Genomic DNA, 25,707 nt, shown 5'->3' on the forward strand with positions numbered 1-25,707 from the left:
CCGTGGCGCCCCGAACGGGTGCGAATCTCTGCCAGGAACGTTCCATACCACTCACGTCGGGAGCGATGATGACGCGACGACAGGCGAAACACCCCGCGAGGCAGCCGGACTCGATCGGCAGACGCCCGCACCGAGCAAGAGATCAGCAAACCGTCGGCACACAATCAGGAAGCCGGGTGCGGTCGTGGCGCGGACGCCTCGGAGTTCTCACCGCTGTCGCCGCCACCGCACTGGCGACGGTGGGGCTGGCGCACCCTCCCGCGGCGTCCGCGGCGGCGATCTATCCGGTGGCCGACGGCGACGGGTTCTACGCCACACCACCGGATATCGGGAACTTCCAGCCGGGTGACGTGATTCGTAGCCGAACGGTCCCGGCGAACGGGTTCCCCGGTGCGACGGCATGGCAGTTGGCGTACCGGTCGACCAATTCGCAGCAGGAGCCGATCACGGCGGTCACCACGGTGCTGCTGCCGCCGGGTGGTGGGAATCGTCCGCTGGTGTCCTATCAACCGTTCGTGAACGCGCTCGGCACCGGTTGCGCGCCCTCGCACAGTTTGTTCGACGGCAGCATGCAGGAGGCGCCGACACTGAATCTGATGCTCGCGCGGGGTTGGGCCGTCGCCGTGCCCGACCACCTCGGCCCGACGAGTGCCTATGGCGCGGCACAACTCGGTGGCAGACTCACCCTCGACGGCATTCGCGCGGTGCAGCGGTTCGCGCCCGCCGGTCTCGGCGCCGGCCCCGTCGGCATGACCGGTTACTCCGGCGGCGGCATGGCCACCGGGTTCGCTGCCGCGCTCGCCCCGCAGTACGCGCCGGAGTTGTCGATCGTCGGAGTGGCCCAGGGTGGTGTTCCCGCGAACATCGGCAAGCTGGCCTTGGAAGTGGGCAGCAGCCCGAATCCGTTGTTCGGCCTCGGGTTCGCCGCGACGGCGGGCCTCGAGCGCGAGTACCCGGATACGTTGCGCCTCGACGAGCAGTTGAATCCGAAGGGTCTCGCGTTGCGCGACCGGCTGGCCAACGCGTGCACCAGCGAGATCATCGATGCCGGTGCGAATCTCAGCCTCGCCGACGTGTTCTCGGGGTCGTTCGATGTCGATGCCGCCACCGAGCGGGTGTTGCACGAGAACAGTCTGGAGACTTTTCCCGGCGTCGCGACCGCACCTGTCTACGAGTGGCACGGCGCCGACGATGTGGTTTCCCCGGATTCGGTGCGACAGCTCGCGGGTCGCTATTGCGCGGCGGGAACCCCGGTGCAGCTGGACATGATTCCTGGAGCCGATCACGGCGCCGCGATGGTGCAGGGCGCACCGCGCGCGTTCCAGTACCTGGCCGATCGCTTCGCGGGTGTGACGGCACCGAGTACGTGCTGAGTGGCCGAGTAGTCGACCGCGCGAGCCGACGATCGAGCGGTCGGTAGCGGGGCGTTCGAACGATCGAGCGCACGAACAGCGCCCGCGTCCTGATGGACGCGGGCGCTGTTGTCTGTGTTCCGAATACCGCGCGCGGTTTTCGATACCGCGCGTGGCTCAGTGCGCGAGTACCGGCTCCCCTTCGGCGGGCGCGGGCACCGTGCTCGGCATCAGCACCGCGGTGATCGCGGCACCGGCCACGAAAATCGCTGTCGCCCACCAGAAGCTGGTGGTGTAGCTCTCGATCGAGGCCTGCGCGACGGTGACCGGGTCCGGGGTGCGACTCGACAGGTAGTCACCCGCGGCCGAGGCCGCGATGGTGCTCAACAGTGCCGTGCCGATCGAGCCACCCACCTGCTGGCTGGTGTTGACCATCGCCGAGGCGACACCCGCGTCCTCGTGCTGCACACCGGAAGTCGCGCCCTGGAAGGCGGTCGACATCGACGCACCGAGGCCGAGTCCGAGCAGGATCAGCGCGGGCAGCACGTGCGTGTTGTACCCGGTGGTGAGCCCGATCTGGGTCAGCCACGCCATGCCAGCGGCTGCGATCACGAATCCACCGCTGACCACGGCCTTCGGGCCGATCTTCGGCAGCAGCAGCGACGGCACCGTGGTCGAGGTCAGCACCAGTGCGGCGATCATCGGCAAGAACGCGACGCCGGTCATGATCGGCGAGTAGCCCATCACCAACTGCATGTAGTAGGTGAGGAACAGGAAGATCGCGAACATCCCGATACCCATGACGAACACGGTGAGGTAGGACGCGCCGCGCATCCGGTCGGTGATGATCCGCAGCGGCAGCAGCGGGTTGGCGACGCGGGTCTCCAACCAACCGAACAGCCCGAGCAGCACGACACCGCCGATCAGGAAGCCGAGGGTGACACCGTTGGTCCAGCTGGTCGATTCCGCGTGCGAGAAGCCGTAGACGATGCCGAACAGGGCAGCGGTGACCACGATGGTGCCGGGGATGTCGAGCTTGGGTCGCTGCTCGCTGACGTGCTTGGCCAGCAGCAGCACCGCGCCGACGAGCGCGACTGCGGCGAAGGCCAGGTTGACGAACATCACCCAGCGCCACGACGCCCACTCGGTGAGCGCGCCACCGAGCAGGAGACCGAGTGCGCCACCGGCACCGGCGATCGCACCGAAGATGCCGAACGCCTTGGCGCGTTCGGAGGGTTCGGTGAAGGTGACGGTCAGCAGCGACAGTGCGGCGGGTGCGAGCAGCGCACCGAAGACGCCCTGGCCGACCCTGGCGGCGACAAGCATTTCGAAGCTGGTCGCCGCGCCGCCGATGGCCGAGGCGACCGCGAAGCCGATCAGTCCGACGATGAAGGTATTGCGGCGGCCGAACAGGTCGCTGAGTCGTCCGCCGAGCAACAGCAGTCCGCCGAAGGCGAGTGCATAGCCGGTGACCACCCAGGAGCGATCTCCGTCACTGAATCCCAGATCTTGCTGGGCCGCGGGCAGAGCGATGTTGACGACGGTCGCGTCCAACACGACCATGAGCTGGGCGACACCGAGAACGGCGAGTACCCACCAACGGAGTGCGTGTGAGCCACGGCGGCCCTGATCCTGCTTTTCGGGGGCAGGGGCCCCACGGTCGATCGCGGTAGTCATGTGTCCCCTTAGGTATGAGCCTCTTAAACGGAGCCTGCACCTCCGCTTAGTGCAGAAGTTACCACCATAACGGAGGGATTGCCTCCGGTTAATCCCGAAAATTGGTAGAATGCGGGTGTGAATCACGCCACGGCACTGTCTCCACCTCGTCGCTTGCGGGCCGACGCGGCCCGTAATCAGAAGCGAATCATCGCCGCGGCCCGCGAGCTCTACGCCGAACACGGCCTGGAGATCACCCTCGATGACGTAGCCGAACGCGCTGGCGTCGGCGTCGGTACCGTCTACCGTCGCTTCGCCAACAAGAAGGATCTGATCACCGAGGTCTTCGACCAGGCATTGGACGATTTCGCCGCGGCCGCCGAATCCGCGTACCACCACCAGGATCCATGGTTCGGTTTGGTCGAGTTGTTCGAGTACGCGTGTCGCCACATGGCGAGCAATCGCGGCTTCAGCGAGGTCGTGCTGGAGCTGGAAGACGATGTGGACCGCTTCGCCGTCGTGCGTGATCGGATCAAACCGTCGATCGACGCGATCTACCTGCGCGCCAAGGAGGCGGGCGTGCTCGCGCCCGGCGTCGAGGCCTCCGACCTGTTCGCCATGATTCACATGGTCGACGGCATCGCCGAATTCGCCCGGCCGAGCAATCCCGACGTGTGGCAGCGCTACATGGCGATCGCGCTCAACGGCGTACGCGCGGACGATATTCCGCGCCAGCAGCTGCCGGTGCCGCCATTGACCGACGACGAAATCGGCAAGGCGAAGGTTGCCGCCTGCTCGGGCCGGAAGCGCTAGATCCCCGTTCACCAGGCTTGAACCGCGCCCGAGGTGGCGCACTGGACAGTTGATCACTTAGTGTTGGTCATATGACCAACTGGTGGACGAACTGGGCAGGCGATCAGCGCTGCGCCCCCGCGATCTTCGCCGCCCCGCGTACCACCGACGACATCGCCGAGATCCTTTCCCGTGCAAACGCATCCGGCCAGACCGTGCGCGTCGCCGGTGCCGGACACTCGTTCACCGACGCGGTGCTCACCGACGGCGTCCTGCTGGATCTCCGACGAATGAACCGGGTCCTCGACGTCGACCCCGCCACCGGCCGCGTGCGCGTCGAGGCGGGCATCAGCATCAACGCCGCGAGCAACGCCTTGCACGACTACGGCCTCGCGTTCCCGAATCTCGGCGACATCGACGTTCAGACGATCGCGGGCGCCACCGCGACCGCCACCCACGGCACGGGCGCCACCAAACAGAACATCTCCGCCGCGCTACACGCGGTCGAGGTGATGCGCGCCGACGGCAGCACGGTGCACCTGGACGCCGACACCGACCCAGACGGGTGGCGCGCGGCCAGGGTGAGCATCGGCGCGCTCGGCGTCGTCACCGCGGTGACGCTGCAACTGGTGGACTCCTTCGTCCTCGACGGCGTCGAACGCCCCATCGCCCTCGATGCCGTCCTGGCCGACCTGGACGCACATATCGACGACAACGACCACTTCGAGTTCTACATGTTCGGCCACAGCTCCGTGGCGATGACCAAGCGCAACAACGTGATTCAGTCGCAAGCGCAACCGAGAAGCAAGGTCGCCGACTGGTTCGGCGACACCTTGCTGTCCAACCACGCCTTCGACGCGCTGTGCCGCCTGGGCCGCGGCCGACCGGGACTGATTCCGCTGATCCACCGCGGTGCCGCACGCGCGGGCAGCTATCGCCGCCAGATCGACCGCTCCTACCGGGTGTTCTCCACGCCACGGCTGATCCGATTCACCGAGATGGAATACGCCGTGCCGCGTGCGCATTCCGTCGAGGCGATTCGTGCGATCAAGGAGCTGTCGAAGCGGTTCGATACCCCCATGCCGATCGAGGTCCGCTGGGTCGCCGCCGACGACGCGTTCCTCTCGCCCGCCACCGGCCGCGCGACCTGTTATATCGCGGTTCACCAGTACCGAGGCATGCCCTTCGAGCCCTTCTTCCGCGCATGCGAGGCGGTATTCGACGAATTCGGCGGGCGTCCACACTGGGGCAAGCGGCATTTCAAGAACGCGGAGCAACTGCGCGGGCTCTACCCAGAGTGGGACCGGTTCGCCGAGGTCCGCGCCCGGTTCGACCCGCAGGGACGCTTCGCCAACGACTATCTAAATCGGGTACTCGGACCCATCGGCTGATCCGCGAGCCATCCGTGCACCGGGAATCGTCCTGCGCACACAATGAGAGACTGATACGCTAATCATCTCATTGCATTATCGGGTCGAAGGAGATCTACGATGACCGCGTCGGCAGTCGAACAAACCAGCGTGACGCTCCCCCCGCGTCGGCCGATCGAACCCGGCACCAGGATGTGGGACCAGATCGGCCTGATCACCTTCTCCCTGACCGCGGGGTCGGCATTCCTGATGCAGACCATGGAACCGACCATCTCCGCGGTCGTCGACGAACACTCCACCTTCCGCACCGACCCGATCGGCCGCGCCACCCGCAGCCTGTCGTCGGTGATGATGTGGGTCTACGGCGGCGAGGACGCGCTCGCCGAATCCGACCGACTTCGCACCATGCACGCCACCCTCAACACCACCGACGCGCACGGCGTGCGACACACCGCACTCGCGTCCGCGCCGTGGGCCTGGGTGCTACACACCGGCACCTTCGCCTTCACCACCAACGCCAAGTACTTCGCGCGCAGGGAATTCACCTCGCAGGAGAAGGAGGCGTACTACCAGGAATCGCTCCAGCTGATGCGCAATATGTCGGTGGCGCCCAAGGAGATTCCGGCGACATACGCCGAGTTCGAGACCTTCTTCGCCGAGGCGGTGGCCAACAATCTGGCGAACACCGGCACCGCCCGCGATTACCTGAAGACGATCCGCTCCATCGCACCACCCAAGCAACTGCCGCGCGCGTTCGCACCGCTGTGGAAGGCCGCCGTCGCACCGATCGGGCGCATGCAGTATTTCGTCACCGTCGGCACCACCCCGGAAGCGGCGAGGCAGAAGCTGGGCCTGAGCTGGAGCGACGCCGACGAGCGAAAATTGCGCATCCTCGGCTGGACGATCGCGCGCGCCGTCGAACTGTTACCGGAACGGCTGCGCTACTTCCCGATCGCCTACGAGGCGCGTCGGCTCGAACGTGACCGCCAGCGCCTGCGCAAGATGATCGATCTGCGCCCGATGTGAACTCGGGTCACACCTTGCGGGCCACCGCCGCGTAGGAGGAGACCCGCGCGTCGTAGGACTCCGGTGGCGTGATGCCGTCCACCCGCCAACGGTGCGGCGGCACGATGCCGGGCTCCTGCAGCGCCAAACCGTCGAAGAACCTGGCGAATTCGGCGAAGCCGCGATCCTGCGCCGTGATGCCGCTGCCGCGATAGATCGCACGCACCTGGTCGATCACCGATTGGTCGTAATCGCCGGTGACCTGACAGATCGCCAGATAGGAGCCGGGCGCCAGCGCGTCGACCAGGGTGGCTACCAGCTCGTGGGCACCCTCCTCGATGAAGTGCAGCAACGCGATAATGCTCAGCGCGACAGGTCGCGACAGATCCACGGTCTTGCGCAGTTCCGGCGCGGACAAAATCGATGACGGCTTCGTCGCGTCCGCGTGCAGATACGTGGTGCGGCCCTCGGCGGCTCCGACCAGCAGCGCGCGGGCATGCGCGAGCACGATCGGATCGTTGTCGACGTACACCACGTGCGCGTTCGGACGGACCCGCTGGGCGATCTGATGCAGATTGGGCTCGGTGGGGATGCCGGTCCCGATGTCGAGGAACTGCTCGATACCCGCCTCGGCGAGGTTTCTGGTGACCCGCTGCATGAAACAGCGATTGGACTTGGCAGCCAGCTGCGCCGACGGCCATGCCCGCAGTACCTGTTGTGCCGCAGCCACATCGGCGGGGTAGTTGTCCTTTCCGCCGAGGTAGTAGTCATACATTCTGGCGCTGTGTGGCCGGTCTTGCGCCAGGTCGAGATACTCGACCACGAGGGATACCTTCCTGTGCTGCTGACACGCCGATCGATGCGACCGGCGAACGTCTCGACTTCGACCCCACACGTCCGCGACGCCTCGCCGCAACGCGAGATCAGGTGTCGGACATCACGATACAGACGCACCGAGACGAGCAAGGGGTTGTCCGCCGCGCTCCCCAGTATCCGCTTCGGCGAGTTCTCCCGACCCGACAACTGTCCGAAATACCTGATATCAGAAGCAATCGCGCAGGTGACAGCGGTGCGGCAACGTCGGCGCTACCGAGACTCGACAACCACACGCTGCTCATGCGCCGACACCGGTCAGCAAACTCGAAACCGTCCAGTCTTGCTCGACTCGAGCACACCGACCGGGTTGATCGACCCACGAGCGCTTCCTATATCTTTGTGTCGCAAGTACTTTGGATGGGAAGAACAACCCAGTCGGGCCGGACAACCAGGGGTCGATTCACTGTCACCTGGCGCGCCTTCCCGATGATCGTCACGCTGGTAGAGGTACCCGTCCACCCGAAGCCGATCGGGCGTCCCACGCTCGGACACTGCCACAGCACACTTTCCGCTCATTTCGAAAGGCGTCGCCCATGGTCCCCACACGCAGTGTGCTGTTCGTCTGCACACACAACGCGGGCCGATCCCCGATGGCCGCGGGCCTACTCAGCGCCATGGCAGGCGAGCGAATCGAGGTTCGCTCGGCGGGCATCACCCCCGCCGACGCCGTCGACCCGACCGTGGTCGCCGCCATGGCCGAAGTAGGCGTCGACCTCACCGCGCACGCGCCGAAACGACTGACCATGGACGCCGTCGGCCTTTCCGACGTGGTCGTCACCATGGGATGCCCGGACTCGTGCCCGTTCTTCCCCGGCATCAGCTACCGGGATTGGGTGCTGCCCGACCCGGCGGGCCAAGACCTCGACGCGATCCGAGCAATACGCGACCACCTGCACATTCTGGTGGAAAACATTGTCGCCGAACTGGTCCCGACACCCACCCACTGAGCGCGGCAAGGCTGTCCGATTCGTTCAAGACGTGGCGAACGCACCCTGATTACGCTGCGAATATGCACGCAGAACTGGACCTCGTTGCCCTGGTCGTCGCCGATATGCCCGCCACGGTCACCTTCTATCGAAAGCTCGGTCTGCCGTTTCCGGAAGGGTCCGAGCGACAACCCCACGCCGAGGCCGCCCTCCCGAACGGGTTGCGCATCGCACTGGACTCCCGCGCGACCGTCGAATCGTTCTACCCCGATTTCCGGCCGACCACCGGCCACGGCCGCATCGGGCTCGCCTTCCGCTGCGCGAGTCCCGAGGAGGTCGACGCCAACTACCGCGAACTGGTCGAAGACGGATACCACGGCGAATTGGCACCGTGGGACGCGTTCTGGGGACAGCGCTACGCCGTCGTCCATGATCCCGACGGCAACGGCGTCGACCTCTACGCCGCACTGCCGGTTCCCGCTTCCGCTGGCACGGAAGCGAAGTCCTAGACCGGCGCAGGGTCTCGAAGCCACGACCGACGCGGCGCGCCTACGGCCGAGACAGCAGCTGGCGCAGCGTAGTACCCGCGAATTCGCGCACGTCTCTGGCCAGGTGTGCCTGATCGGCGAATCCGGTGGTCGCGGCGGTATCGGCGAACGAAAGGCCGCCGCGCGCGGCCGCGATCGCGCGTCGCACACGCAGGATGCGCGCCAGGGTCTTCGGCCCGTAGCCGAACGCGGCCAACGACTTTCGGTGCAGCGTGCGGGCGTCGACCGACAGCATCTCGGCGACCTCGGTGACCGACCTGCCGCTGTCGAGGGCACCCACTACGCCGCGGACCAGCGGATCCACCGGCCCCACCCCGCTGGCGCGCTCGAGCACGACCGCCTCGAGCGCGCCGGCGCGATCGAGGGCGTCGTCTACGCGGGCGGTCAAGCGTCGAGTCGTGGCGGTGTCCCACAGATCCGCGAGATCGACTCGCCGATCCCGTAATTCGTGTGCGGGCACGCCGAGCAGAGTGGGTGCGGTACCGGGAAAGAAACGAAATCCGACGTAGTCTCGCCCGCTGGCGGACGGGTGATGCGCTTTCGTGTCCGGCCCCGCGACGAGCAGCGTGCCGTCGGCCCAGATCAGGTCGATACACCCGTCCGGCAGCACCGGCGACCCGATGGCGCCGGGTGCCACCGTCTTCGTCCAGACGGTCGCACCGCCGTAGCGCGACGACCACTCGCGATACCCGTCGTCTCCCACTCGACCGACGCTACGCGCGAGCTACGACCCAGTCGCGCGATACCCGCGACGACGCAGGGACGGACGTTCCGGCACCCGGCCGACGAGCGACGAGCGACGAGCATCACCGAGTGCGAACGGGAGGCGATCAACGACGATTCGGCCTGCTCACCTGACGCTGTACCCACCGTCAGCAGACCTGGGCGGCGCACGCGAGCGACGGACGAATCGCCGGATCGGTGTGTGCCGAGCCGCTGTTCGAACCCGCGACACCCGTGCTGGCTAGGATCGGCCCACGGCGGCGCCCGCCTCAGCCGTGTGGCGTCGACCAGCCGACCATCGCTACTTCGCCGGAGGCCAGATGACATCGCCCACCGCATTCGACACCCTCGATATCCCGACTCCAGCCGGCGCCGCCGACGCCTACTTCGCCCGTCCCGACGACGGTGCGGCGCACCCCGGCGTGCTGCTGTTCATGGACGCGTTCGGCCTGCGGCCGTGGCTCGGCGAACTGGTGCGCATCATCGCCGCCGAGGGCTACAGCGTGCTCGCACCCAACCTCTTCTACCGGTCGGGGCGCGCGCCGCTGCTCCCGCTGCCGGATTTCAGTGAGCCGCGGTCGCGCGACGAGTTCTTCGCCGCACTGCGCCCGATCGCCGCCGCCTCGATCACCCCGGAGAACGTGATCCAGGACGTGGACGCCTACCTCGCGCAACTCGAGTCGTCGGAGTTCGTCGCGACAGGTCCGATCGCGACGGTCGGCTACTGCCTCGGCGGCGGACTCGCGCTGCGTACCGCCGGTCGACTCGGCGACCGGATCGCGGCCGCCGCCAGCTTCCACGGCGGCAACCTCGCCGAAGAGGACAATCCCGACAGTCCGCACCGCACCGTCGACGGCAGCACCGCGCAGTTGTACATCGCGCACGCCGACCAGGATCAGTCGATGCCCCCCGAGCAGATCACCCGGCTCGAGCAGACCCTCGACGGCGCGGGCATCCGCTACACGTCGGTGGTGTACGCGGGCGCGGCGCACGGATTCACACAGCGCGACATCCCGTCCTACAACGAGCAGGCCTACGAGCGCCATCTCACCGACCTGCTCGCGCTGTTCGGTCGCGCATTCGGCAATTCCCCTCGCTAACCGGAATATCCGGAATTCATCCGATGTTTTGTCTGTAGGCAGCACGGACCCTGGCCCGCCCAGACCGTGCTGTCTTGCGGGTTCCGGCAGCGTTGCCGCCGGGGTGACGGAATAAGGCATTGCTCCGTTATCGAAGTCCCGCTTAGGGTCGATAGACGAAGATCGGGAGGAAACATGACGAGGCTCGAGATCGCCGAGGTGGTCATAGTGCGCGCGTCTCGGGTCGGGGCGTCGGCATGACGGACAGACAGCGCACGCTCGCGCGGGCGACCCGATCCTCGACCTTCACCGGTTACCGGGAAGCGGAGTTCACCACCACACCGCTGGCACGCGCGGTGCTCATCACGCTCGCGCTGGTCGTCAGCATGATCCTGGTGTACGAGGCGCATTACACCTTGCACGAGGGCACCGATCACGGCTGGTTCATCGCCGTCTCCCTCGCGGGCATCCTCGTCGCGCGCGGACTGTATCTGCAACGCCCGATCACCCTGCCGCACTTCGCCGCGGCGGTGATGGTGCTCGCGGTCGCCAGCCTGGCCTACCGGGCCGCACACCCCGCGGTGGGTTTCGTGCTGCTCGCCTCGACCGGCCTCATCATGGTGCTTCCGCGCTCCAGCAAGCCGCAGCCCGATCAGCTGTACCGAGTGGCCGAGCTGGTCGGCCGCACCGAGAACGACGCCATCGCACCGTTCGCCATGCACTCCAGCAAGACCTACTACTTCAACGCCGACTCGAGCGCGGCGATCGGTTACCGCACCCGCTTCGGCTTCGCCGTCGTCGCCGGTGACCCGATCGGCGACCGCAGTGCCTTCTCGGACCTGCTCTCGGAGTTCTCCACCTTCGCGATCAACCACGGTTGGCGCGTGGCGGTGCTCGGTGCCAGCCCGGACCTGGCCCAGATGTGGCGCAGGCGGGCCCACGAGCATCGCGGGCTGCGGCCGATCCCGATCGGGCGCGACGTGGTGATCGACGTCGACGAGTTCAGCCTCGTCGGGCGACGGTTCCGCAATCTGCGCCAGGCCGTGAGCCGCACCAAGAACTTCGGCGTGACCACCGAGATGGTCTACGAATCCGACCTGACCGAGGCACAGCGCACCGCGCTGCTCGGCATCGTCGACGAGTGGGGCAGAGGTCGACAGACCCGAGGGTTCTCGATGATTCTCGATCACCTGCTCGACGGCAGGAACCCGAACATGCTGGTGGTCATCGGCAAGGACGAGCACGGCGAGATCGCGGGGTTCCAGCGCTACGGCATCTCCGGACAGGGCCGCGAGCTGAGCCTCGACGTGCCGTGGCGACGTAAGGACGCACCGAACGGGCTGGACGAGCGCATGATCATCGATCTCATCGACTACGCCCGCGAACACGACGTGCGGCGGATCTCGCTGGCGTTCGCGCCGTTCCCCGAGATTTTCGCCGAGAAGGAGAAGACGCGCCTCGGCAAGCTGGTCTACGTGCTCGTGCACCTCGGCGACCCGTTGATCCGGTTGGAATCGCTCTACCGGTTCCTCCGCAAGTTCCACGCCTTGGCCGATCAGCGCTACGTGCTGATTCGCTGGCGCGAGGTCGTCTTGGCGGCCGCCGCACTACTGACACTGGAGTTCGCTCCGCATCGACGCGAGCACTGAGCGTCGTCGGAGTATCGATACGCGACACCGGCGTCCCTTCGCCCGTCGCGCCACGCTGTTCATCGGATAATGCTGGTCTACAACGACAGTCAGGAGCGGGCATGGAGTTGGCTTACGGTGACGTGGTAACCGCCGCAGAGCGCGTGACCGGCCACGTTCGGCCGATCGCGCTGGCCGAGGGCGGTCCGATCGACACGCCCGTCCAGTTGCGGTACGCACTCGAGTTCATGCAGCACACCGGCAGCTTCAAGGCCAGGGGCGCGCTCAATTTTCTGCGCGCGCACCGCGACAGCGCGACCCTCCCCAAGGCGGGCGTGACCATCGCCTCCGGCGGCAACGCGGGGCTGGCGTGTGCGTGGGCCGCGCGCAAACTGGGCGTTCGGGCCACGGTATTCGTGCCGACCACGGCACCGAAGGTGAAGGTGGCGCGGCTTCGCGATTACGGCGCCGAAGTGCAGCAGGTCGGTACCGAGTACGCCGACGCTCTCCTGGCCAGCCAAGAATTCGCCACGCGGACAGGCGCTTTGCTTTCGCACGCCTACGACAATTCGTTGATCGCCGCGGGCGCCGGCACGCTGATGATGGAGATCAATGCCCAGCTGCCGGGGTTGGATACGGTCGTCGTCTCGGTCGGTGGCGGCGGCCTGTTCGCCGGAATCGCCACGGTCGCACACCATTACGGCATCCGGACCGTCGCGGTCGAACCGAAACGCTGCCGCGCGCTCCATGCCGCGCTGGCGGCAGGCGAGCCGGTCGACGTCTCGGTCGACTCCGTGGCCTCGGATTCGCTCGGCGCCCGCCGCGCTACCGCGTTGGCGTTGTATGCCGCCCAGCATTACGACGTCGAGTCGATTCTCGTGTCCGATGAGCAGATCGTCGCCGCACGCCACGGCCTGTGGGCCAAACACCGACTCGCGGTCGAGCACGCGGCCTCGACCGCACTCGCGCCGTTGCTCGACGACGAACTGTCGGCGACCGTGTTCCGTCCAGGAGAGAAGGTGTGCGTTGTGCTGTGCGGCGCGAACACCGACCCCGCCGATCTGACGGCACCCGTCGAGACGGAGGAACCGGAGCACGCACACGCCCAATAGCCCGCAACAGGGAGCCGAAGCTATTGCGCGAGGTGCGCTTTCGCTTCGTCGTAGCCGCCGGTAGCCGAGGTCTCGGCGCGGGTGTAGACCAGATTGAGCACGCCGGTGGCGAAGGTCTGCGACGACAGCAGTCGCAGCCCGATCTCCTCGGACCCGTCACGGAACAGGCGGTCGCCCTTCCCGACGACAATCGGGTGCACCAGCAGGTGCAGTTCGTCCAACAGACCCGCGACGAGCAGCTGGCGCACCACCGACACCGAGCCGCTCATTCCGATGTCGCCGCCCTGTTCGGCCTTGAGCGCGGCCACGCCCTCGACCAAGCCGCCCTTCAGCACCTCGGAATTGCGCCAGGTCAATTCCAGGTTCTGATGGGAGACAACGACTTTCCGCGCGTCGCCGAGCTTTTTCGCGAACGGCGCATCCTCCCCGCCTTCCTGCTCGCGGCCCGGCCACGCCTCGGCGAACCCGTCATAGGTGGCGCGGCCGAGCAGCAAGGTATCGGCCGAGCCCAGCTGCGCGTCGACCGCCGCGCCCATCTCGTCGTTGAAATAGGGGAAATGCCAATCCTGCGGGTCTTCGATGACGCCGTCGACGGAGATGAACAATCCTGCGGTGATCTTGCGCATCGTGACTCCTTGATCGTGTTCCGAGTGGGTCGTGGTTTCGACTCTCTTGGGATCAGACGAGGCGATGTCGACAAATTCATCGGTCCGCACGACGGGCAACCGCGGGCAGGCGGCCAGTCAGGCTCGCACGGCCTCGAGCGCCCAGACCGGCAGCTGTATCCAGCCCTCGGCGTCGAATTCGAGCGCCTTGCCTTGCCGCTCGTTGACGATCGCTTGGACCGCCTCCTTGGGCATGACCGCCTGATAGCGCCCGCGCTCCAGGGAAACGATCTCCCATTTCGGCGCGGCGAAACCGGTACGCAACTCGTTCTCGTCGATCGGGAACGGCGCGTACGGCTGGTCGTAATCCTCACGGGTGAAACAGAATTGGATCAACCGCCCGCCCGGCCGCAACACCCGATGCAGCGCGGCCACGTGCTCGACGCGCTGCGCATACGGCAAGCAGTGCAACAGGGCGCTGCTCACCACGGTGTCGAAACGCTCGTCGTAACCGGCGAGGTCGGTCGCGTCGGCCACGGCGAAGGTCACCGCCACCTCGCGTTCGGCGGCCCGCTCGCGCGCCTGCTCCAGGGCCGTCGGCGACACATCCAGTCCGGTGACGTGGTAGCCGAGTCCGGCGAGAAAAATCGAGGTATCGCCTGGGCCACAACCGATATCGAGCACGTCGCCGGAGAGCCGACCGGCCTGCTCCGCCGCGACCAGCAGGGCCTGCGGCTTACCGATATCCCACGGAAGCCGCTGCATCACCACCCCCTCGACAAGCGTCTTGTTCTGGTAAGCCTGCTCGAAATCGATCGTTGCCGGGTCGGGCAGTGGAGTTGCGTCGCTCTGGGTCATACCGAACCTGTCCCTCACTTCGATGGCGGATCGTCGGTGCTTCTCGACGTCGAATAGTCTACGGCGCACCGCACACAAGTGGAGGAAATCACTCCGTTTGACGCGGGAGCTCACGTCTGCGCAACGCCGCTGCGAAACGCCCTGCGATAGCTGTGCGGACTGGTGCCGACCACGCGCCGGAACCGGTCGCGAAACGCGGTCGGCGAACCGAATCCGACCTGACCGGCGATCCGCTCGATCGGGTGCGCGGTCGACTCCAGCAGTTGCTGAGCCTGCCGAATGCGCGTGCGCAGCAACCACTGCAGCGGTGTCGTTCCGGTTTGCTCCCGGAAGTGACGATTGAGCGTCCGGGTGCTCATCCCGGCGTGTGCGGCGATGTCGTCGAGGGTCAACTCGGCGGCGCAGTTGTCCCACATCCAGCGCATCACCGGTTCCAGTGCGCAGCCACGGGGCGCCGGCGGCTGGTCGTGCACGATGAATTGCGCTTGTCCCCCTTCTCGTTCCAGCGGCACGACCGCGTTGCGCGCCGAATCGGCGGCCACCGCGGAACCGTAATCGCGGCGAATCATGTGCAAGCACAGGTCGATTCCCGCCGCGGCACCCGCCGAGGTGAGCACAGCGCCGTTGTCCACATACAGCACATCGGGGTCGACATCGATCGCGGGATAACGCGCGGCGAGTTCGGCGGCCGCGCGCCAATGCGTGGTGGCACGTCCACCATCCAGAAGTCCGGCCGCGGCCAGGATGAACGCGCCCGAGCAGATCGAGGCGATGCGGGTGCCTCGCGCCGCCGCCGAACGCAGCGCCTCGACCACCGCGTCGGGGACGGGCGCGGTGACATCGGCGCAACCCGCGACGACGATGGTGTCGGCCTCGGCCAACTCCGCGGGCCCCCACGGTGGAACCAGCAGGAACGCGCCGGTGTCGACGCTCGGCGTCATGCCACAGACCCGGACGCGATAGGCGGCGCGACCATCGGGTAGGCGGGAGTGCCCGAAGATGTCGACGGGGGCGGCCAGATCGGAAGCCACGACCTGATCCAGCGCGAGCACGGCCACGGTATGCATGGCTAGATGCTATTGCTCCGACTGAAATCAGCCAACCGGTTCCAGCTGGAAAACAGCCCATGCTGCCTGTTCCCGGCGATTGGCGGAAATCCGTCGGTAATTGGCATTCAAGCCCATTTTGGCGGCGGCGCCACCGCATTACCGTCGAGCGCCGTGACGAAGTTTCTCCTGTCGGTCCATGTGTTGGCCGTCATCATCGCCGTGGGCCCGGTAACGGTCGCCGCGAGCATGTTCCCCGCCACCACCCGCAAAGCGCTCGCCGCGCCCGACAACTCGACCACCATTCTCACTGTGCTGCACCGCATTTGTCGGGTATACGCCGGACTCGGCGTCCTCGTGCCGATCTTCGGCGCGCTCACCGCGCTCACCCTCGGAGTGCTCACCGACACCTGGCTGATCATCTCGATCGGCCTCACCGCCGCCGCGGGCGGCGTGCTCGCGATGATGATCCTGCCCAGTCAACGCACCGTCCTCGGCGACCTCACCGCGACCACCCCGCTCACCCTCCGGCGCCTGGCCACCGACACCGGCGTCTTCAACCTGCTGTGGGTGGCCGTCACCGTCTTGATGATCGTGCGCCCCGGCTCCACGACCGGCGCGTGATCACTCGGGACGCGGATGGCGAATCGACTCGCCGCCCTTGTCCCGATGCAGTTTGCCGAACCGACTGTCGAGCAGGCTGGTCATGCTCGCCGCCGCGCCGAGGTAGGACTCCTCGACGGTCCCCGCACGGTGGGTGACCACCACCGAGGGACCGCCGACCGGCCGCGCCTCCAACACACACTGCTTGTCGTCGGGGCCACCCTTGTCCCCGTTCTGATCGGAAAGATGCGCCTGCACCCACGTCAGCCGATCCTCGAATCTCGCCAGGGCCGAGCCGAGTTCGTCGCGCACGTGCTCGATCAGACGCTCATCGCCCCGCACGCCGTTACCGGTATTGATGTCGATCTCCATCGATCTACTCCATTCTGTGGACGAGACATCCCGTTGACGAAGTCGGCCTGCACGCGCTCACCCGGTGTCGCGCAGGACCATGATCGGACACTGCGCCGATAACAGCACCGCCTGACTCGTCGACCCGAACAGCATGCTCGCGAAGCCACCGCGGCCCCGGCTGCCGACCACCAGCAACTGCGCGTGCTCCGAGCACTCGAGCAGCCGGTGCACCGGGCGGTCGTACACGATCTCGCGGCGGATCTCCACCTCAGGGAAGCGCTCCTGCCATCCGGCCAAACTCTCCGCGAGCACCATCGTCCCGATCGCCCTATCGCCTTGCGGCTCAGTGAGATCGGACTCGCTGGATGCGTGCATCGCCAGCAATGCCACACCACGCGCCGAAGCCTCGATCAACGCGGCCTCGATGGCAGGCTCACTGATCTGCGTGCCGTCGACGCCGACAACGATCGGGTCCTTCGTCGCGCTCCCCCGCACACCGTCACGCACGACCACCACCGGACACAGCGCGCGCCGCGCGAGCATCGCACTGACCGAACCGAGTAATGCCCTGCGCATCGAACCCCGCTCCCGGCTACCGACCACCAGTGCCCGACACTGCGCCGAACGATCGACCAGGGCGGGACCCGACGCACCGAAAACCAGTTCGGTGCCGATCTCGATCGGCGTCAGATCCACCGTGTCGACGATCTGCTTCGCGTCGTGGGCGCAGGTATCGAGAATCCACCGCCCGTGATCCTCGAGTCGCGTGTAATCAGTGCTGGTCAGTGGCTCGGTGGCACCCGGCCCGTAATCGGCGGTCGGGTCGACCATATGCACCAACCGCAGCGGTGCGCGATGCACCGCCGCGGCGCGCGCGGCCCAACCGAGTGCGGCGATCGAGCCAGCGGACCCGTCGACACCGACCAGGATCGACCCGTGGTTACGCATGTTCGGGCCTTACCCGATCGCGCGGCGGCCACGCCTAGCGAAGTAGATATTCACCGCGACCATCGGCACGACCACCGCGAGCATCAACACCGTCGACAACCACACCATGGTGTGCACCGGCAATTGGTAGGCCAGCACGACGCGCACCACCGCCTCGCCGAGCAGCCCGCAACCCCACATCGCCGACAGCCCGCGCACAACACGGCGCGCGGACGCGTCATTCCGATACGTGGTGGCGAAGGCGGCGGCGCGCCCGGGGCTCGTCGCGGACATCGCCTTGTGCGTCATCACGTAGGTCAACGGCTTGCCGATGGCGATGCTGATCAAGAAGGCCGCGCCGACGATCATGGTGCCGACGGAGTCCTTCACAATCATCAGGCGGGGGTCGCCGCTGATCAACGAGGCGATCAGGCCGAAGACGAAGACACCGAGCATGAGCGCGGAGAAAGCGTCGAGCCGACGCGAGCGCACCGCCTCGACGCCCAGCATCAAGCCCGACAAGACGGTGCCCGCGAGCAGACCGGCGAAATCGCTGTACCCCAGCGCGTGCAGCACGAAATACGCACCGAGCGGCAGCGCCACGGTGCGGGCGATCGGGGCGAGCACGGCACGCAGGTTCTTCCGACCGGCGGCCGCGCCGTCCGGTTCGGTGGCGGGGTGGGTGGTGACGGCTGTGCTGTTGACGGTCATCGGACATGCTCCTCGGCGTCGCTGTGATCCTGTGCCGCGCTCGCTCGATGTGTGTGCGCGACAAGGAAAACGTTAGGGACGCGGAGCCGGCCGCGGATCTGTCAACCATCACGACCGTGGCATGACAGATGTCATGCCACGGTGGTCATGCTGGCGGGACGAACCCGGTTCAGCCGCCGAACACCACGCAGGCATGCGCCACGTGCGAGCCCGTGCCCACGCGCAGATCGACACTCGCGAGCGGGGTCTGCTCGCTGCCCTGTACGGCGGAGAGGGTGTGCGGTCCCGGCGTCGCGGGAACCCACTGCAGCAACGCTTCACCACCAGAAGGACGCACCACCGGCAACGGAATCCCGTTGTCGTAGAAGGCTACTGGCTCGACCGGGTCGGTCACCCGCGCTACCACCGTGTACTCGCAACCGGTTCCGTAATTGGTCCCCACCCCGTAATGCATCCCTGGCAGGGCGCCCACCTTCGTCACCGTCGCACTCGCGGTCGGCATGGCCACCGACAGCACGGCGGTAGCGGTGGCGAACACCGCGACGGCCGCCCCGACCCGTGCCGTGGTTATTTTCCTCATCGAACAAACTCGCATCACGAAAAATCCTTCATCGAACGACGCCGCACTCCGGCGATCGGAGTAGATCCTCGCCCGACATCCCCGCCGCCGGGGCGGGATTCGACGAATCTCGTAGCAGCACACAACGCCGCGCATCGGGTTATCGGTCGAATGACGGTGTGGTCGTTACCTTTCGCGCACCGGCGCGTCAACCGCGGTGGGTTCGTCCTGAGGTGGCGAATCGCGCGGGCGTGGTGCCCAACATGCGCTTGAAATGCCGTGTGAGATGCGGCTGGTCGTGGAACCCCGCCGTCACCGCCGCCTGCGCGGGCGCACACCCCGACAACAACAACCGGCGCGCCAACTCGACGCGTCGACCGATCAGATACTGATGCGGGGCGATGCCGAAGTGGCGCGAGAACGTACGTACCAAATACGCGGGGTCGGCGTGCAATAACTCGGCCGCTTGTTCGAGGGTGATACCGGTCCGCACCCTGGCATCGAGGAGATCGCGTAGCGACCCGGCCAGTGCGGGATCGCGGCACTCCTGGGTGGCGCCGATTTCGCGGCGCAGGTGCCCGCGCAGCCGTTCGAGCACGAACACCAGTCGGCTTTGCGCCTCCAACTCCTCCCCCGGTCGGCGCAGCGCATGGTGCAGGCGGTGCACACGGTCACGAAGCAGCGGATCCGTCACCGCGGGGGCATCGACCGCGGCACCGAGGTCGGTCAACAGGTCCGCCGCGAGATAGATCACTCGTTTGTGAAAGCCACTGGGATCGGCGGCGCGACCGTTGTGCGGCACGTGCGGCGGCAACAACGTCACCGAATTCGGTGTCGAACCGTGCGCGTGACCACCGAGTTCGTAGGTGATCGCCCCCGCATCCACGATCAGCAACGTCCACACTCCGTGCGCGTGCATCGGGTAGGCGTGGTCGGTGAAATGCGCGTGGAAGACCTCCTCGATCCCACTGACCCGAGGACGCCACGCCGTGACCTCCGATACGCCGACCACGTCAAGAATGTACAAGACCGAGCAGGTCACTCCCCGGCAGCATCGTCGGCATGGAATCCGCACCCGCGCCCGTTCGCTTCGACACCAAGATCGCCGTCCTCTTGCGTGACGACCTGGTGAGCTGGCAACGCTTGAACGTCACCGCCTTCCTGATCAGCGGTATCACCGCCGCCGAACCCGAGATCATCGGCGACCCGTACATCGACGCCGACGACACCGTTTACTTGCCGATGCTGCGTCAGCCGGTGCTCGTGTTCTCCGGCGCCAAGGAGACATTGCGCGGCACACACACCCGTGCGAGCACCCGTGGCGTTGCGCTCGCGATCTTCACCGCCGACCTGTTCGCCACCGGTAACGACCACGACAACCGCGCCGCCGTCCGCGCCGTGGGCCACGACGACCTCGACCTGGTGGGCCTGGCGGTGCACGCTCGCCGCAACGTCGTCGACAAGCTACTCAAAGGCGCACACATGCACCCGTGACCGACGCCCTACTCGGAGGCCTGGTCGGCGGTGCAGGTCAGGTCCGCCTCGGGCAGGGTTCCTTCGCGGTAATAGGTGTTGATGGTGTCGTTGACGCAGGCGCTGAGGTCGGGACGGAAGGTCATGTGAATCCGGACGTCCCGCAAGGTGACCAGGCGCGACGCGGTGAGGTCACGGTGCAGTGCCACACCGTGGTCGTACGGGGTTCTCGGGTCGCCGGTCGCTTGTAATACCAGCGCTGGCACCGCATTTCGCACCACCGTCTGCGGTTCGACCGGCCTCGGCCAGAACGCGCACGGCTGAATGTTGTTGGCCAACGCGCCGAACACCGGCTGGGTCGCGCGGGTGCCCTCGATATCGTTCCAGTACCGCACCGGGTCGGTCGGCGCCGCCGAATCACCGCACGCGATATGAGCTTCCACCGAATTCTCCACCCGCAACGCTTGCAGCACCGATTGTAGGCGGGGTTCACGCGCGGTAACGGGAACGCCGTTCGCGGCGTCGGCGATTTCGCGCACCGTGGCGGCGAGCGCCTCGTCGAGCCGATAATTGCTCAGCATGTTGTGCAGGATGAACGGCAACCAATGATCGTCGATCGGGAACCCGTCGATGACGATCGGTCGCGCGGCCGCCGAATCGAGCAGCCGCACGATCGTCGTACGCACCTGTTCGGGAGTGTCGCCCAGGCGATACGTATCGTCCTGGGTAGCAGCCCAATTCGACCAATCGTCCAGGGCGATCTCGTCGGCGCGACCCCAATCCCGCACCATTCCCGACCAATACCGATCGGGGTCGATCGAACTGTCGAGCACGATCCGGTCGCTACGCTCGGGGAACATCTGCGTGAACACTGCCCCCAGGTAGGTGCCGTAGGACACGCCGAAGTAGCTGATGCGCTGCTCCCCCAACGCACTTCGCACCACATCGAGGTCGCGGGCGGTGTTGCGGGTGGTCAACTGCCGCAGCTTGTCCTGGTCACCGCCGATCAGGCAACTGGCCGCCATCCCCGCCGACAGCATGGTGTCGTGCACGAACCCGAGCAGGTCCACCCCTGCCGACCGGATCATCTCGCCCACCGGCCACCCACACCGCTTGGCCGCGTCGGAGTCACCGACACCCCTCGGGTCCATGCCGATCAGATCGTAACCGGCGAGCACCTCCGGCGACAGCACGTCGCCGAGCAGATCGAGGCTGTTGAGACCGGCACCGCCTGGCCCGCCGGGATTCGACACCAACACGCCCCTGCGGCGTTCGGGATCGGTTGCGGGGACCCGCGATATCGCCACCGTCATCGTGCGATCGCCGGGCTTCGCGTAGTCCAGCGGAACAAGCACGTCGGCGCATTCACCACCGACCGCGTCCATACTCGCGATGCCGCAGGGCTTCCACTCCAGCGTTTGTCCATAGAACCGATCCAGGTTCGACGGGTCGGGCGCGGCATGACCCGGCGCAGTCAACACTCCGACGAACAGGACCGACAACGCCGCGACCGTCACCGGACGACGAACAATTCTCGCCAACAACAGATTCAACCCTCCACCACCGAACGAGACCACCGTATCCGGTGCCGACCCCGAGCTGTTCCCGCTCTCGGCAATCAACCGATGCCGACCTCCACAGGGTGGCTGCCCCCTCGGAAGATCGGCGAAAAAGAAAGCTCGAATAACCTGTCCGACAGAAGTTTTCGGGTATCGAACCATCGAACTCAAGGGTATTTCGGCGGCCGCACGACCTCGATCACGCCCGCGACGATTTTCCGTCGACGCACAGCCACCACATAGGTACAGTCGCGCGAGCGGGAATCGGTGGGCCTGCGCACAACGGACATGAAGTGGGGCGATAGCAGTGGATCGACGGTTCCGATTCGGCATATTGGGCGGTCCCAGCCACTCCGCTGCCGAGTGGCGCCAGTACGCGCGACGTGTCGAAGACCTCGGTTACTCCACGCTATCGGTACCCGACGCACTCGGCTTTCCTGCGCCGCTGCCCACCCTCGCCGTCGCGGCCACCGCCACCACCGCATTACGGGTGGGAACGTTCGTGCTCGCGAGCACCGTGCGCGAACCACGGATGGCGGCATGGGAGGCCAACAGCCTCACCACCTTGACCGACAACCGGTTCGAATTCGGCATCGGCACCGGCAATCCGCGGATGAACCAGGCTGCGGTCGACGAAATAGGCCTACCCTCAACCACATTCACCCAGCGCCTCGACCGGGTGCGACAGACCATCACCCATCTGCGCGAACTCGGAGCCGAAACACCGGTGCTGATCGCCGCGGGCGGCCCGAAGTCACGCGCGCTCGCGGGTGCGGTCGCCGATATCGTCACCCTGCCGCACGGCCCCTTCGCCACCAGGGAAGAGATCGACCACATGGTCGCGGCGACCGCCGAGGCCGCGGGCAGCCGCGCCGATCAGATCGAATACAACATGAACATCCTCGTCCACGGCGATGCGATCCCGCCGTGGGTCGTCCCGCTGGTCGGCGACGACCTCGATGCGCTGATCAAGGCCGATTCCCTCTTGATGCTGCGTGGAACGCCACGGGAGATCGCCGACGAACTCCAAAGGCGCCGCGATAGATTCGGCAGTTCCTACATCACCGTCAACGGCTACCATCTCGAAACCTTCGCGCCGGTCGTCGAACTCCTGCGCGACAAATAATCCTGGGTGGAGTACCCCTTACCCGCCCTCGCCGTCACGAATCCGCACATGGTGGTGTGCTGTGTGCGGTTCCCTTTCACCTGTGCGCGGTGCTGAGCGGTGATGTGAAACGGGGAATCGAACCCCGAGCACTGCCCTCCGTGCACCAGAAGGTGGCCGAATAACCCGTCGGCCTCGGGTTGTGCGCGCCTCCGTGACGACTACCCGCTCCACCTCAGTCCACCAGGTCGACCTCCCAGTTCGCACGCTGAATGCGCACGTCGAGTTCGCGCAGATCTCGCGAGACGGCGTCGGCCTGCCTGCGCAGGTCCGCAACGGGCAAGGCGGACAACATCTTCAGTTCCGACCGCAACTGTCGGACATACCCGCCATGCTTGCCCGCCGCGGCATCCGCCGCATCGATCAGCACAGAATGCCGCAGTCGCAACACATCCCGGCGCGCCAGCGCATCGGTGAGCGTGCCATCCGCGCCGATCGAACTCACCGCATTGGTGCGATTGATCCGCCGAATAAGACTCTCGTACTCCCCCAACACTTCTCCCGCCTCGGCAAGCAGAGACGCGGCATCCTCGGCAGGCTCCTCCCCCTCCTGAAACCGAGCACTCCCCACAACCCGAGCACGCAACTGCTCGACCCGCCGCACCGCATCGGCCCGCAACGCCAACGCCTCCGCCAACTTCACAACCCCGACCTCCCGTTGAGTAATGGACCGAGTATGGGTTCGGTCAACTAGATCAGGCAACGGGTTTTCCGCACTTCGACAAAACCGGCGCGCCCCACCGACCTTTCAGAACGCGAGTTCCGCCCACGGAATCTTGATAGGGAAAGGCAAGTGGGCCTCGACGCCGGGGGCGGCATCCTGCGACCACTCGTCGACGAGGATGTAGTTCCTCGAGCGCAGCGGTGTGACCCCGTCCGGCAGTTCGGCGGACAACTCCAAGGCGTAGGCGCGAATGGTAGAAATCGCGTCGCCATCGAGATCGGCCTCCCAATACCAAGGGATCCCGGCGGAAGCGTACTTGGCCTTCTTGCTCTCGATCCCGGCATGCGTGTTCGCCGGCGAGAGCACCTCCCCTACCAGCACGACATCGCGGCTCCAGATGTCTTGATCGCCACTGTTCAAGCAGTGGTAGACCAGAAAATCGGGAGTACGGAAGTCCGACTTGTCCGCGAAGAAGACGTTGGTCTCAACATCAACTTGCCAGCAACTGTCCGATGCACGGCGCATATCCGATCGAGCGCATGCTTCGAGCGCGTTCGCCATCCGCCGGTAGAAGCGCTGATGTCGCGGAGGCCCTGACCTGACGATAACGACGCGCCCCTCGTGCAACTCGATCTGTGTCGCCAACTCCGCGGGAAGGCTCGCCAGTTCGTCCCACGTCATGCTCTCCGGGAGGTCATCGAGGCGCGGGCTGGCGGGGGACATACGCCGATCGTATCCGCAGACTGGCGCGGCAATCCAGCGGTGAGGAGCATCGAAGGCATTCGCGTCGTCACTACGCTTCGGCCCCATCACACCCCACCAGGACGGCCGACCTCGCCGAAGTCGGCAGGATCGAACGGGCCGCTCAGATGTGCGACGCGCGCCGGATCGGTGTAGATCTCGGCCGTGTGCTTCCAAGCAATGAGGTCACGCAGGAACGGCAGATAGTAGCCCGTATCCGCGCCTGCCAGAAGGTCATCCAATAGTTCCGCCACCGCGGTAGGTCGATGTTCGGCAGGTAACCACTTCACCCATGGCAGCTCTTCGGCGAATACTTCCTCAGCCATCTCGCGATTGGCCTTTGCCACCAATGCGAGCGAACGAGCCGTGATCCGCAGCGCCCCATCCATCGCGCGGTATCGCTCATCGCGCATGAGCACCACATCCTCGGCATCCCGCCGTTCCAACAACACGTCGGCATCCACCAGCAACGGAAAAACCGAGGTCTGCTTGCGAATCAGGTCACTGAACGGGCGAGTCTTCAAGCTCATGTCTCTGAACTAGTTCAGTAAACTGCGGTTCCGCCTCGGAATTGGGACGACACCGATGAATTCGGCGCACGGACTCGGTCCTACCTGGCAGTGGGATACGTGAAGAGAGGTAGGAACCTATGAGTACCGAGACATTGCCACCCGTCGTCGACACCGAAATCTGGCAGCGTGAGCTCGATGCGCTGCGCATTCGGGAGAAGGCGGCGACCAGGGAGCTCGATGCGATCGCCGCGCAACGCCGTCGGCTGCCGATGGTCGAGATGCCCGAGTACACCCTCGACAGCGCGGAGGGGCCGGTCCGGTTGGTCGACCTCTTCGGCGACAAACGGCAACTGATCGTCTACAACCACATGTGGTTCCCCGACGAACAATGGCAGTGCGGCGGCTGCACCGGATTCACCGCGCAGTTCACCCGATTGGAGTTCCTGAACAACTACGACGCCCGCTTCGTCATCGTCACCCAGGGCCCGATCGATGAAGCGCTCGCCTACCAGCGACGCGTCGGCAACAAGATGACCTGGTACTCCACCGCCAACAGCTCATTCGGCACCGACGTCGGCGCGGGCCCCGGCGAAGGCTTCGCCGTCAACGTCTTCCTCCGCGACGGCGACACCGTCTACCGCACCTGGCACACCAACGGCCGAGGCACCGAACAACTCACCCACACCTTCGCCCTCATCGACACCCTCCCCTACGGCCGCCAGGAAGAATGGCAGGACTCCCCCGAAGGCTGGCCGCAATCGCCCGCCTACAGCAAGTGGGTCGGCTCCCAAGACGTCGCCGCCGCTTACGGTGCGCCGGGTGCGTGAGATATCGGTGAAGTAGCCCGCCGATCACTTTGATGG

At 66.2% G+C, this 25,707-nt stretch carries 28 protein-coding genes; 13 read left to right on the top strand and 15 right to left on the bottom strand.

Annotation, left to right across the window (positions count from 1 at the left end):
• Positions 1-176 precede the first annotated feature (176 nt).
• Positions 177-1,373, top strand: coding sequence for a lipase family protein (locus tag ABEA50_RS30090; RefSeq protein ID WP_425577750.1), 1,197 nt, complete (start codon positions 177-179; stop codon positions 1,371-1,373).
• Between the two features lie 156 nt (positions 1,374-1,529).
• Here the strand turns inward: ABEA50_RS30090 and ABEA50_RS30095 are convergent, their stop codons facing one another.
• A complete protein-coding gene (locus tag ABEA50_RS30095; RefSeq protein WP_345499817.1) occupies positions 1,530-3,029 on the bottom strand; it encodes an MFS transporter in 1,500 nt (499 codons plus the stop codon).
• A 117-nt stretch (positions 3,030-3,146) separates the two neighbouring features.
• Here ABEA50_RS30095 and ABEA50_RS30100 point away from each other — a divergent pair, with 117 nt between their 5' ends.
• The 3 genes from ABEA50_RS30100 (at position 3,147) to ABEA50_RS30110 (ending at position 6,196) form a co-directional block, all read left to right on the top strand.
• Positions 3,147-3,821, top strand: a complete 675-nt coding sequence (locus tag ABEA50_RS30100) for a TetR/AcrR family transcriptional regulator (protein ID WP_345499818.1) — start codon at positions 3,147-3,149, stop codon at positions 3,819-3,821.
• A gap of 71 nt (positions 3,822-3,892) precedes the next feature.
• Positions 3,893-5,191, top strand: coding sequence for a D-arabinono-1,4-lactone oxidase (locus tag ABEA50_RS30105; RefSeq protein WP_345499819.1), 1,299 nt, complete (start codon positions 3,893-3,895; stop codon positions 5,189-5,191).
• A 99-nt stretch (positions 5,192-5,290) separates the two neighbouring features.
• Positions 5,291-6,196: an oxygenase MpaB family protein gene (locus ABEA50_RS30110; RefSeq protein WP_345499821.1), complete on the top strand. Its 906-nt coding sequence runs from the start codon at positions 5,291-5,293 to the stop codon at positions 6,194-6,196.
• A 7-nt stretch (positions 6,197-6,203) separates the two neighbouring features.
• Here the strand turns inward: ABEA50_RS30110 and ABEA50_RS30115 are convergent, their stop codons facing one another.
• On the bottom strand, positions 6,204-6,998 hold the full coding sequence (locus tag ABEA50_RS30115) for an SAM-dependent methyltransferase (protein WP_345499822.1): 795 nt from the start codon (positions 6,996-6,998) through the stop codon (positions 6,204-6,206).
• A gap of 586 nt (positions 6,999-7,584) precedes the next feature.
• Here ABEA50_RS30115 and ABEA50_RS30120 point away from each other — a divergent pair.
• Positions 7,585-7,998: an arsenate reductase ArsC gene (locus ABEA50_RS30120; RefSeq protein ID WP_345499824.1), complete on the top strand. Its 414-nt coding sequence runs from the start codon at positions 7,585-7,587 to the stop codon at positions 7,996-7,998.
• A gap of 62 nt (positions 7,999-8,060) precedes the next feature.
• Positions 8,061-8,486, top strand: coding sequence for a VOC family protein (locus ABEA50_RS30125; protein WP_345499826.1), 426 nt, complete (start codon positions 8,061-8,063; stop codon positions 8,484-8,486).
• 40 nt (positions 8,487-8,526) lie between these two features.
• Here the strand turns inward: ABEA50_RS30125 and ABEA50_RS30130 are convergent, their stop codons facing one another.
• The gene (locus ABEA50_RS30130; RefSeq protein WP_345499827.1) at positions 8,527-9,228 is read right to left on the bottom strand and encodes a helix-turn-helix domain-containing protein; all 702 of its coding nucleotides are present in this window, start codon (positions 9,226-9,228) and stop codon (positions 8,527-8,529) included.
• Between the two features lie 340 nt (positions 9,229-9,568).
• On the opposite strand from ABEA50_RS30130, the gene ABEA50_RS30135 reads away from it, so the two are divergent.
• The 3 genes from ABEA50_RS30135 to ABEA50_RS30145 all read left to right on the top strand — a co-directional run bounded on the left by ABEA50_RS30135 (position 9,569) and on the right by ABEA50_RS30145 (position 13,067).
• On the top strand, positions 9,569-10,348 hold the full coding sequence (locus ABEA50_RS30135; RefSeq protein ID WP_345499828.1) for a dienelactone hydrolase family protein: 780 nt from the start codon (positions 9,569-9,571) through the stop codon (positions 10,346-10,348).
• Between the two features lie 236 nt (positions 10,349-10,584).
• Positions 10,585-11,976: a bifunctional lysylphosphatidylglycerol flippase/synthetase MprF gene (locus ABEA50_RS30140; protein WP_345499830.1), complete on the top strand. Its 1,392-nt coding sequence runs from the start codon at positions 10,585-10,587 to the stop codon at positions 11,974-11,976.
• Between the two features lie 101 nt (positions 11,977-12,077).
• On the top strand, positions 12,078-13,067 hold the full coding sequence (locus ABEA50_RS30145; RefSeq protein WP_345499831.1) for a threonine/serine dehydratase: 990 nt from the start codon (positions 12,078-12,080) through the stop codon (positions 13,065-13,067).
• Between the two features lie 20 nt (positions 13,068-13,087).
• On the opposite strand, the gene ABEA50_RS30150 is transcribed toward ABEA50_RS30145, so the two are convergent.
• The 3 genes from ABEA50_RS30150 to ABEA50_RS30160 form a co-directional block, all read right to left on the bottom strand.
• A complete protein-coding gene (locus ABEA50_RS30150; RefSeq protein WP_345499833.1) occupies positions 13,088-13,693 on the bottom strand; it encodes a dihydrofolate reductase family protein in 606 nt (201 codons plus the stop codon).
• A gap of 117 nt (positions 13,694-13,810) precedes the next feature.
• Positions 13,811-14,530 carry a class I SAM-dependent methyltransferase gene (locus ABEA50_RS30155; protein WP_345499834.1) on the bottom strand — a complete coding sequence of 240 codons (720 nt, stop codon included), beginning with the start codon at positions 14,528-14,530 and terminating at the stop codon, positions 13,811-13,813.
• 110 nt (positions 14,531-14,640) lie between these two features.
• Positions 14,641-15,597, bottom strand: coding sequence for a GlxA family transcriptional regulator (locus ABEA50_RS30160; protein WP_345499835.1), 957 nt, complete (start codon positions 15,595-15,597; stop codon positions 14,641-14,643).
• Between the two features lie 153 nt (positions 15,598-15,750).
• On the opposite strand from ABEA50_RS30160, the gene ABEA50_RS30165 reads away from it, so the two are divergent.
• Complete coding sequence (locus tag ABEA50_RS30165; RefSeq protein WP_345499836.1) at positions 15,751-16,200, top strand: hypothetical protein; 450 nt, start codon at positions 15,751-15,753, stop codon at positions 16,198-16,200.
• Here ABEA50_RS30165 and ABEA50_RS30170 read toward each other — a convergent pair whose 3' ends face one another.
• The 5 genes from ABEA50_RS30170 to ABEA50_RS30190 all read right to left on the bottom strand — a co-directional run bounded on the left by ABEA50_RS30170 (position 16,201) and on the right by ABEA50_RS30190 (position 19,742).
• Positions 16,201-16,551 (bottom strand): ribosomal subunit interface protein, encoded by a 351-nt coding sequence (locus tag ABEA50_RS30170; RefSeq protein ID WP_345499837.1) that lies wholly within the window; start codon positions 16,549-16,551, stop codon positions 16,201-16,203. It abuts the gene before it with no gap.
• Positions 16,552-16,608: 57 nt separating this feature from the next.
• Positions 16,609-17,481: a universal stress protein gene (locus tag ABEA50_RS30175; RefSeq protein WP_345499839.1), complete on the bottom strand. Its 873-nt coding sequence runs from the start codon at positions 17,479-17,481 to the stop codon at positions 16,609-16,611.
• Positions 17,482-17,490: 9 nt separating this feature from the next.
• Entirely contained in the window at positions 17,491-18,171 is a 681-nt protein-coding gene (locus tag ABEA50_RS30180) for a VC0807 family protein (protein WP_345499841.1), read from the bottom strand.
• 169 nt (positions 18,172-18,340) lie between these two features.
• Positions 18,341-18,751 (bottom strand): hypothetical protein, encoded by a 411-nt coding sequence (locus tag ABEA50_RS30185; RefSeq protein WP_345499843.1) that lies wholly within the window; start codon positions 18,749-18,751, stop codon positions 18,341-18,343.
• A 187-nt stretch (positions 18,752-18,938) separates the two neighbouring features.
• Positions 18,939-19,742 carry a helix-turn-helix transcriptional regulator gene (locus tag ABEA50_RS30190; protein ID WP_345499844.1) on the bottom strand — a complete coding sequence of 268 codons (804 nt, stop codon included), beginning with the start codon at positions 19,740-19,742 and terminating at the stop codon, positions 18,939-18,941.
• Between the two features lie 50 nt (positions 19,743-19,792).
• Here ABEA50_RS30190 and ABEA50_RS30195 point away from each other — a divergent pair, with 50 nt between their 5' ends.
• Positions 19,793-20,224, top strand: a complete 432-nt coding sequence (locus ABEA50_RS30195) for a DUF2000 family protein (protein ID WP_345499845.1) — start codon at positions 19,793-19,795, stop codon at positions 20,222-20,224.
• Between the two features lie 8 nt (positions 20,225-20,232).
• Here ABEA50_RS30195 and ABEA50_RS30200 read toward each other — a convergent pair whose 3' ends face one another.
• On the bottom strand, positions 20,233-21,744 hold the full coding sequence (locus ABEA50_RS30200; RefSeq protein ID WP_345499846.1) for an alpha/beta hydrolase: 1,512 nt from the start codon (positions 21,742-21,744) through the stop codon (positions 20,233-20,235).
• 352 nt (positions 21,745-22,096) lie between these two features.
• On the opposite strand from ABEA50_RS30200, the gene ABEA50_RS30205 reads away from it, so the two are divergent.
• Positions 22,097-22,888, top strand: coding sequence for an LLM class flavin-dependent oxidoreductase (locus tag ABEA50_RS30205; RefSeq protein WP_345499847.1), 792 nt, complete (start codon positions 22,097-22,099; stop codon positions 22,886-22,888).
• 214 nt (positions 22,889-23,102) lie between these two features.
• Here ABEA50_RS30205 and ABEA50_RS30210 read toward each other — a convergent pair whose 3' ends face one another.
• The 3 genes from ABEA50_RS30210 to ABEA50_RS30220 form a co-directional block, all read right to left on the bottom strand.
• On the bottom strand, positions 23,103-23,570 hold the full coding sequence (locus ABEA50_RS30210; RefSeq protein ID WP_345499848.1) for a DIP1984 family protein: 468 nt from the start codon (positions 23,568-23,570) through the stop codon (positions 23,103-23,105).
• 105 nt (positions 23,571-23,675) lie between these two features.
• Positions 23,676-24,314 (bottom strand): Uma2 family endonuclease, encoded by a 639-nt coding sequence (locus tag ABEA50_RS30215; RefSeq protein ID WP_345499849.1) that lies wholly within the window; start codon positions 24,312-24,314, stop codon positions 23,676-23,678.
• Positions 24,315-24,400: 86 nt separating this feature from the next.
• A complete protein-coding gene (locus ABEA50_RS30220; RefSeq protein ID WP_345499851.1) occupies positions 24,401-24,862 on the bottom strand; it encodes a hypothetical protein in 462 nt (153 codons plus the stop codon).
• A 119-nt stretch (positions 24,863-24,981) separates the two neighbouring features.
• Between ABEA50_RS30220 and ABEA50_RS30225 the strand changes: the two genes are divergently transcribed.
• Positions 24,982-25,671 (top strand): DUF899 domain-containing protein, encoded by a 690-nt coding sequence (locus tag ABEA50_RS30225; protein WP_345499852.1) that lies wholly within the window; start codon positions 24,982-24,984, stop codon positions 25,669-25,671.
• The last annotated feature ends 36 nt before the right edge of the window (positions 25,672-25,707 follow it).

Origin of the sequence: Nocardia callitridis (genome assembly GCF_039543305.1) — a bacterium.
Lineage (GTDB): Bacteria > Actinomycetota > Actinomycetes > Mycobacteriales > Mycobacteriaceae > Nocardia > Nocardia callitridis.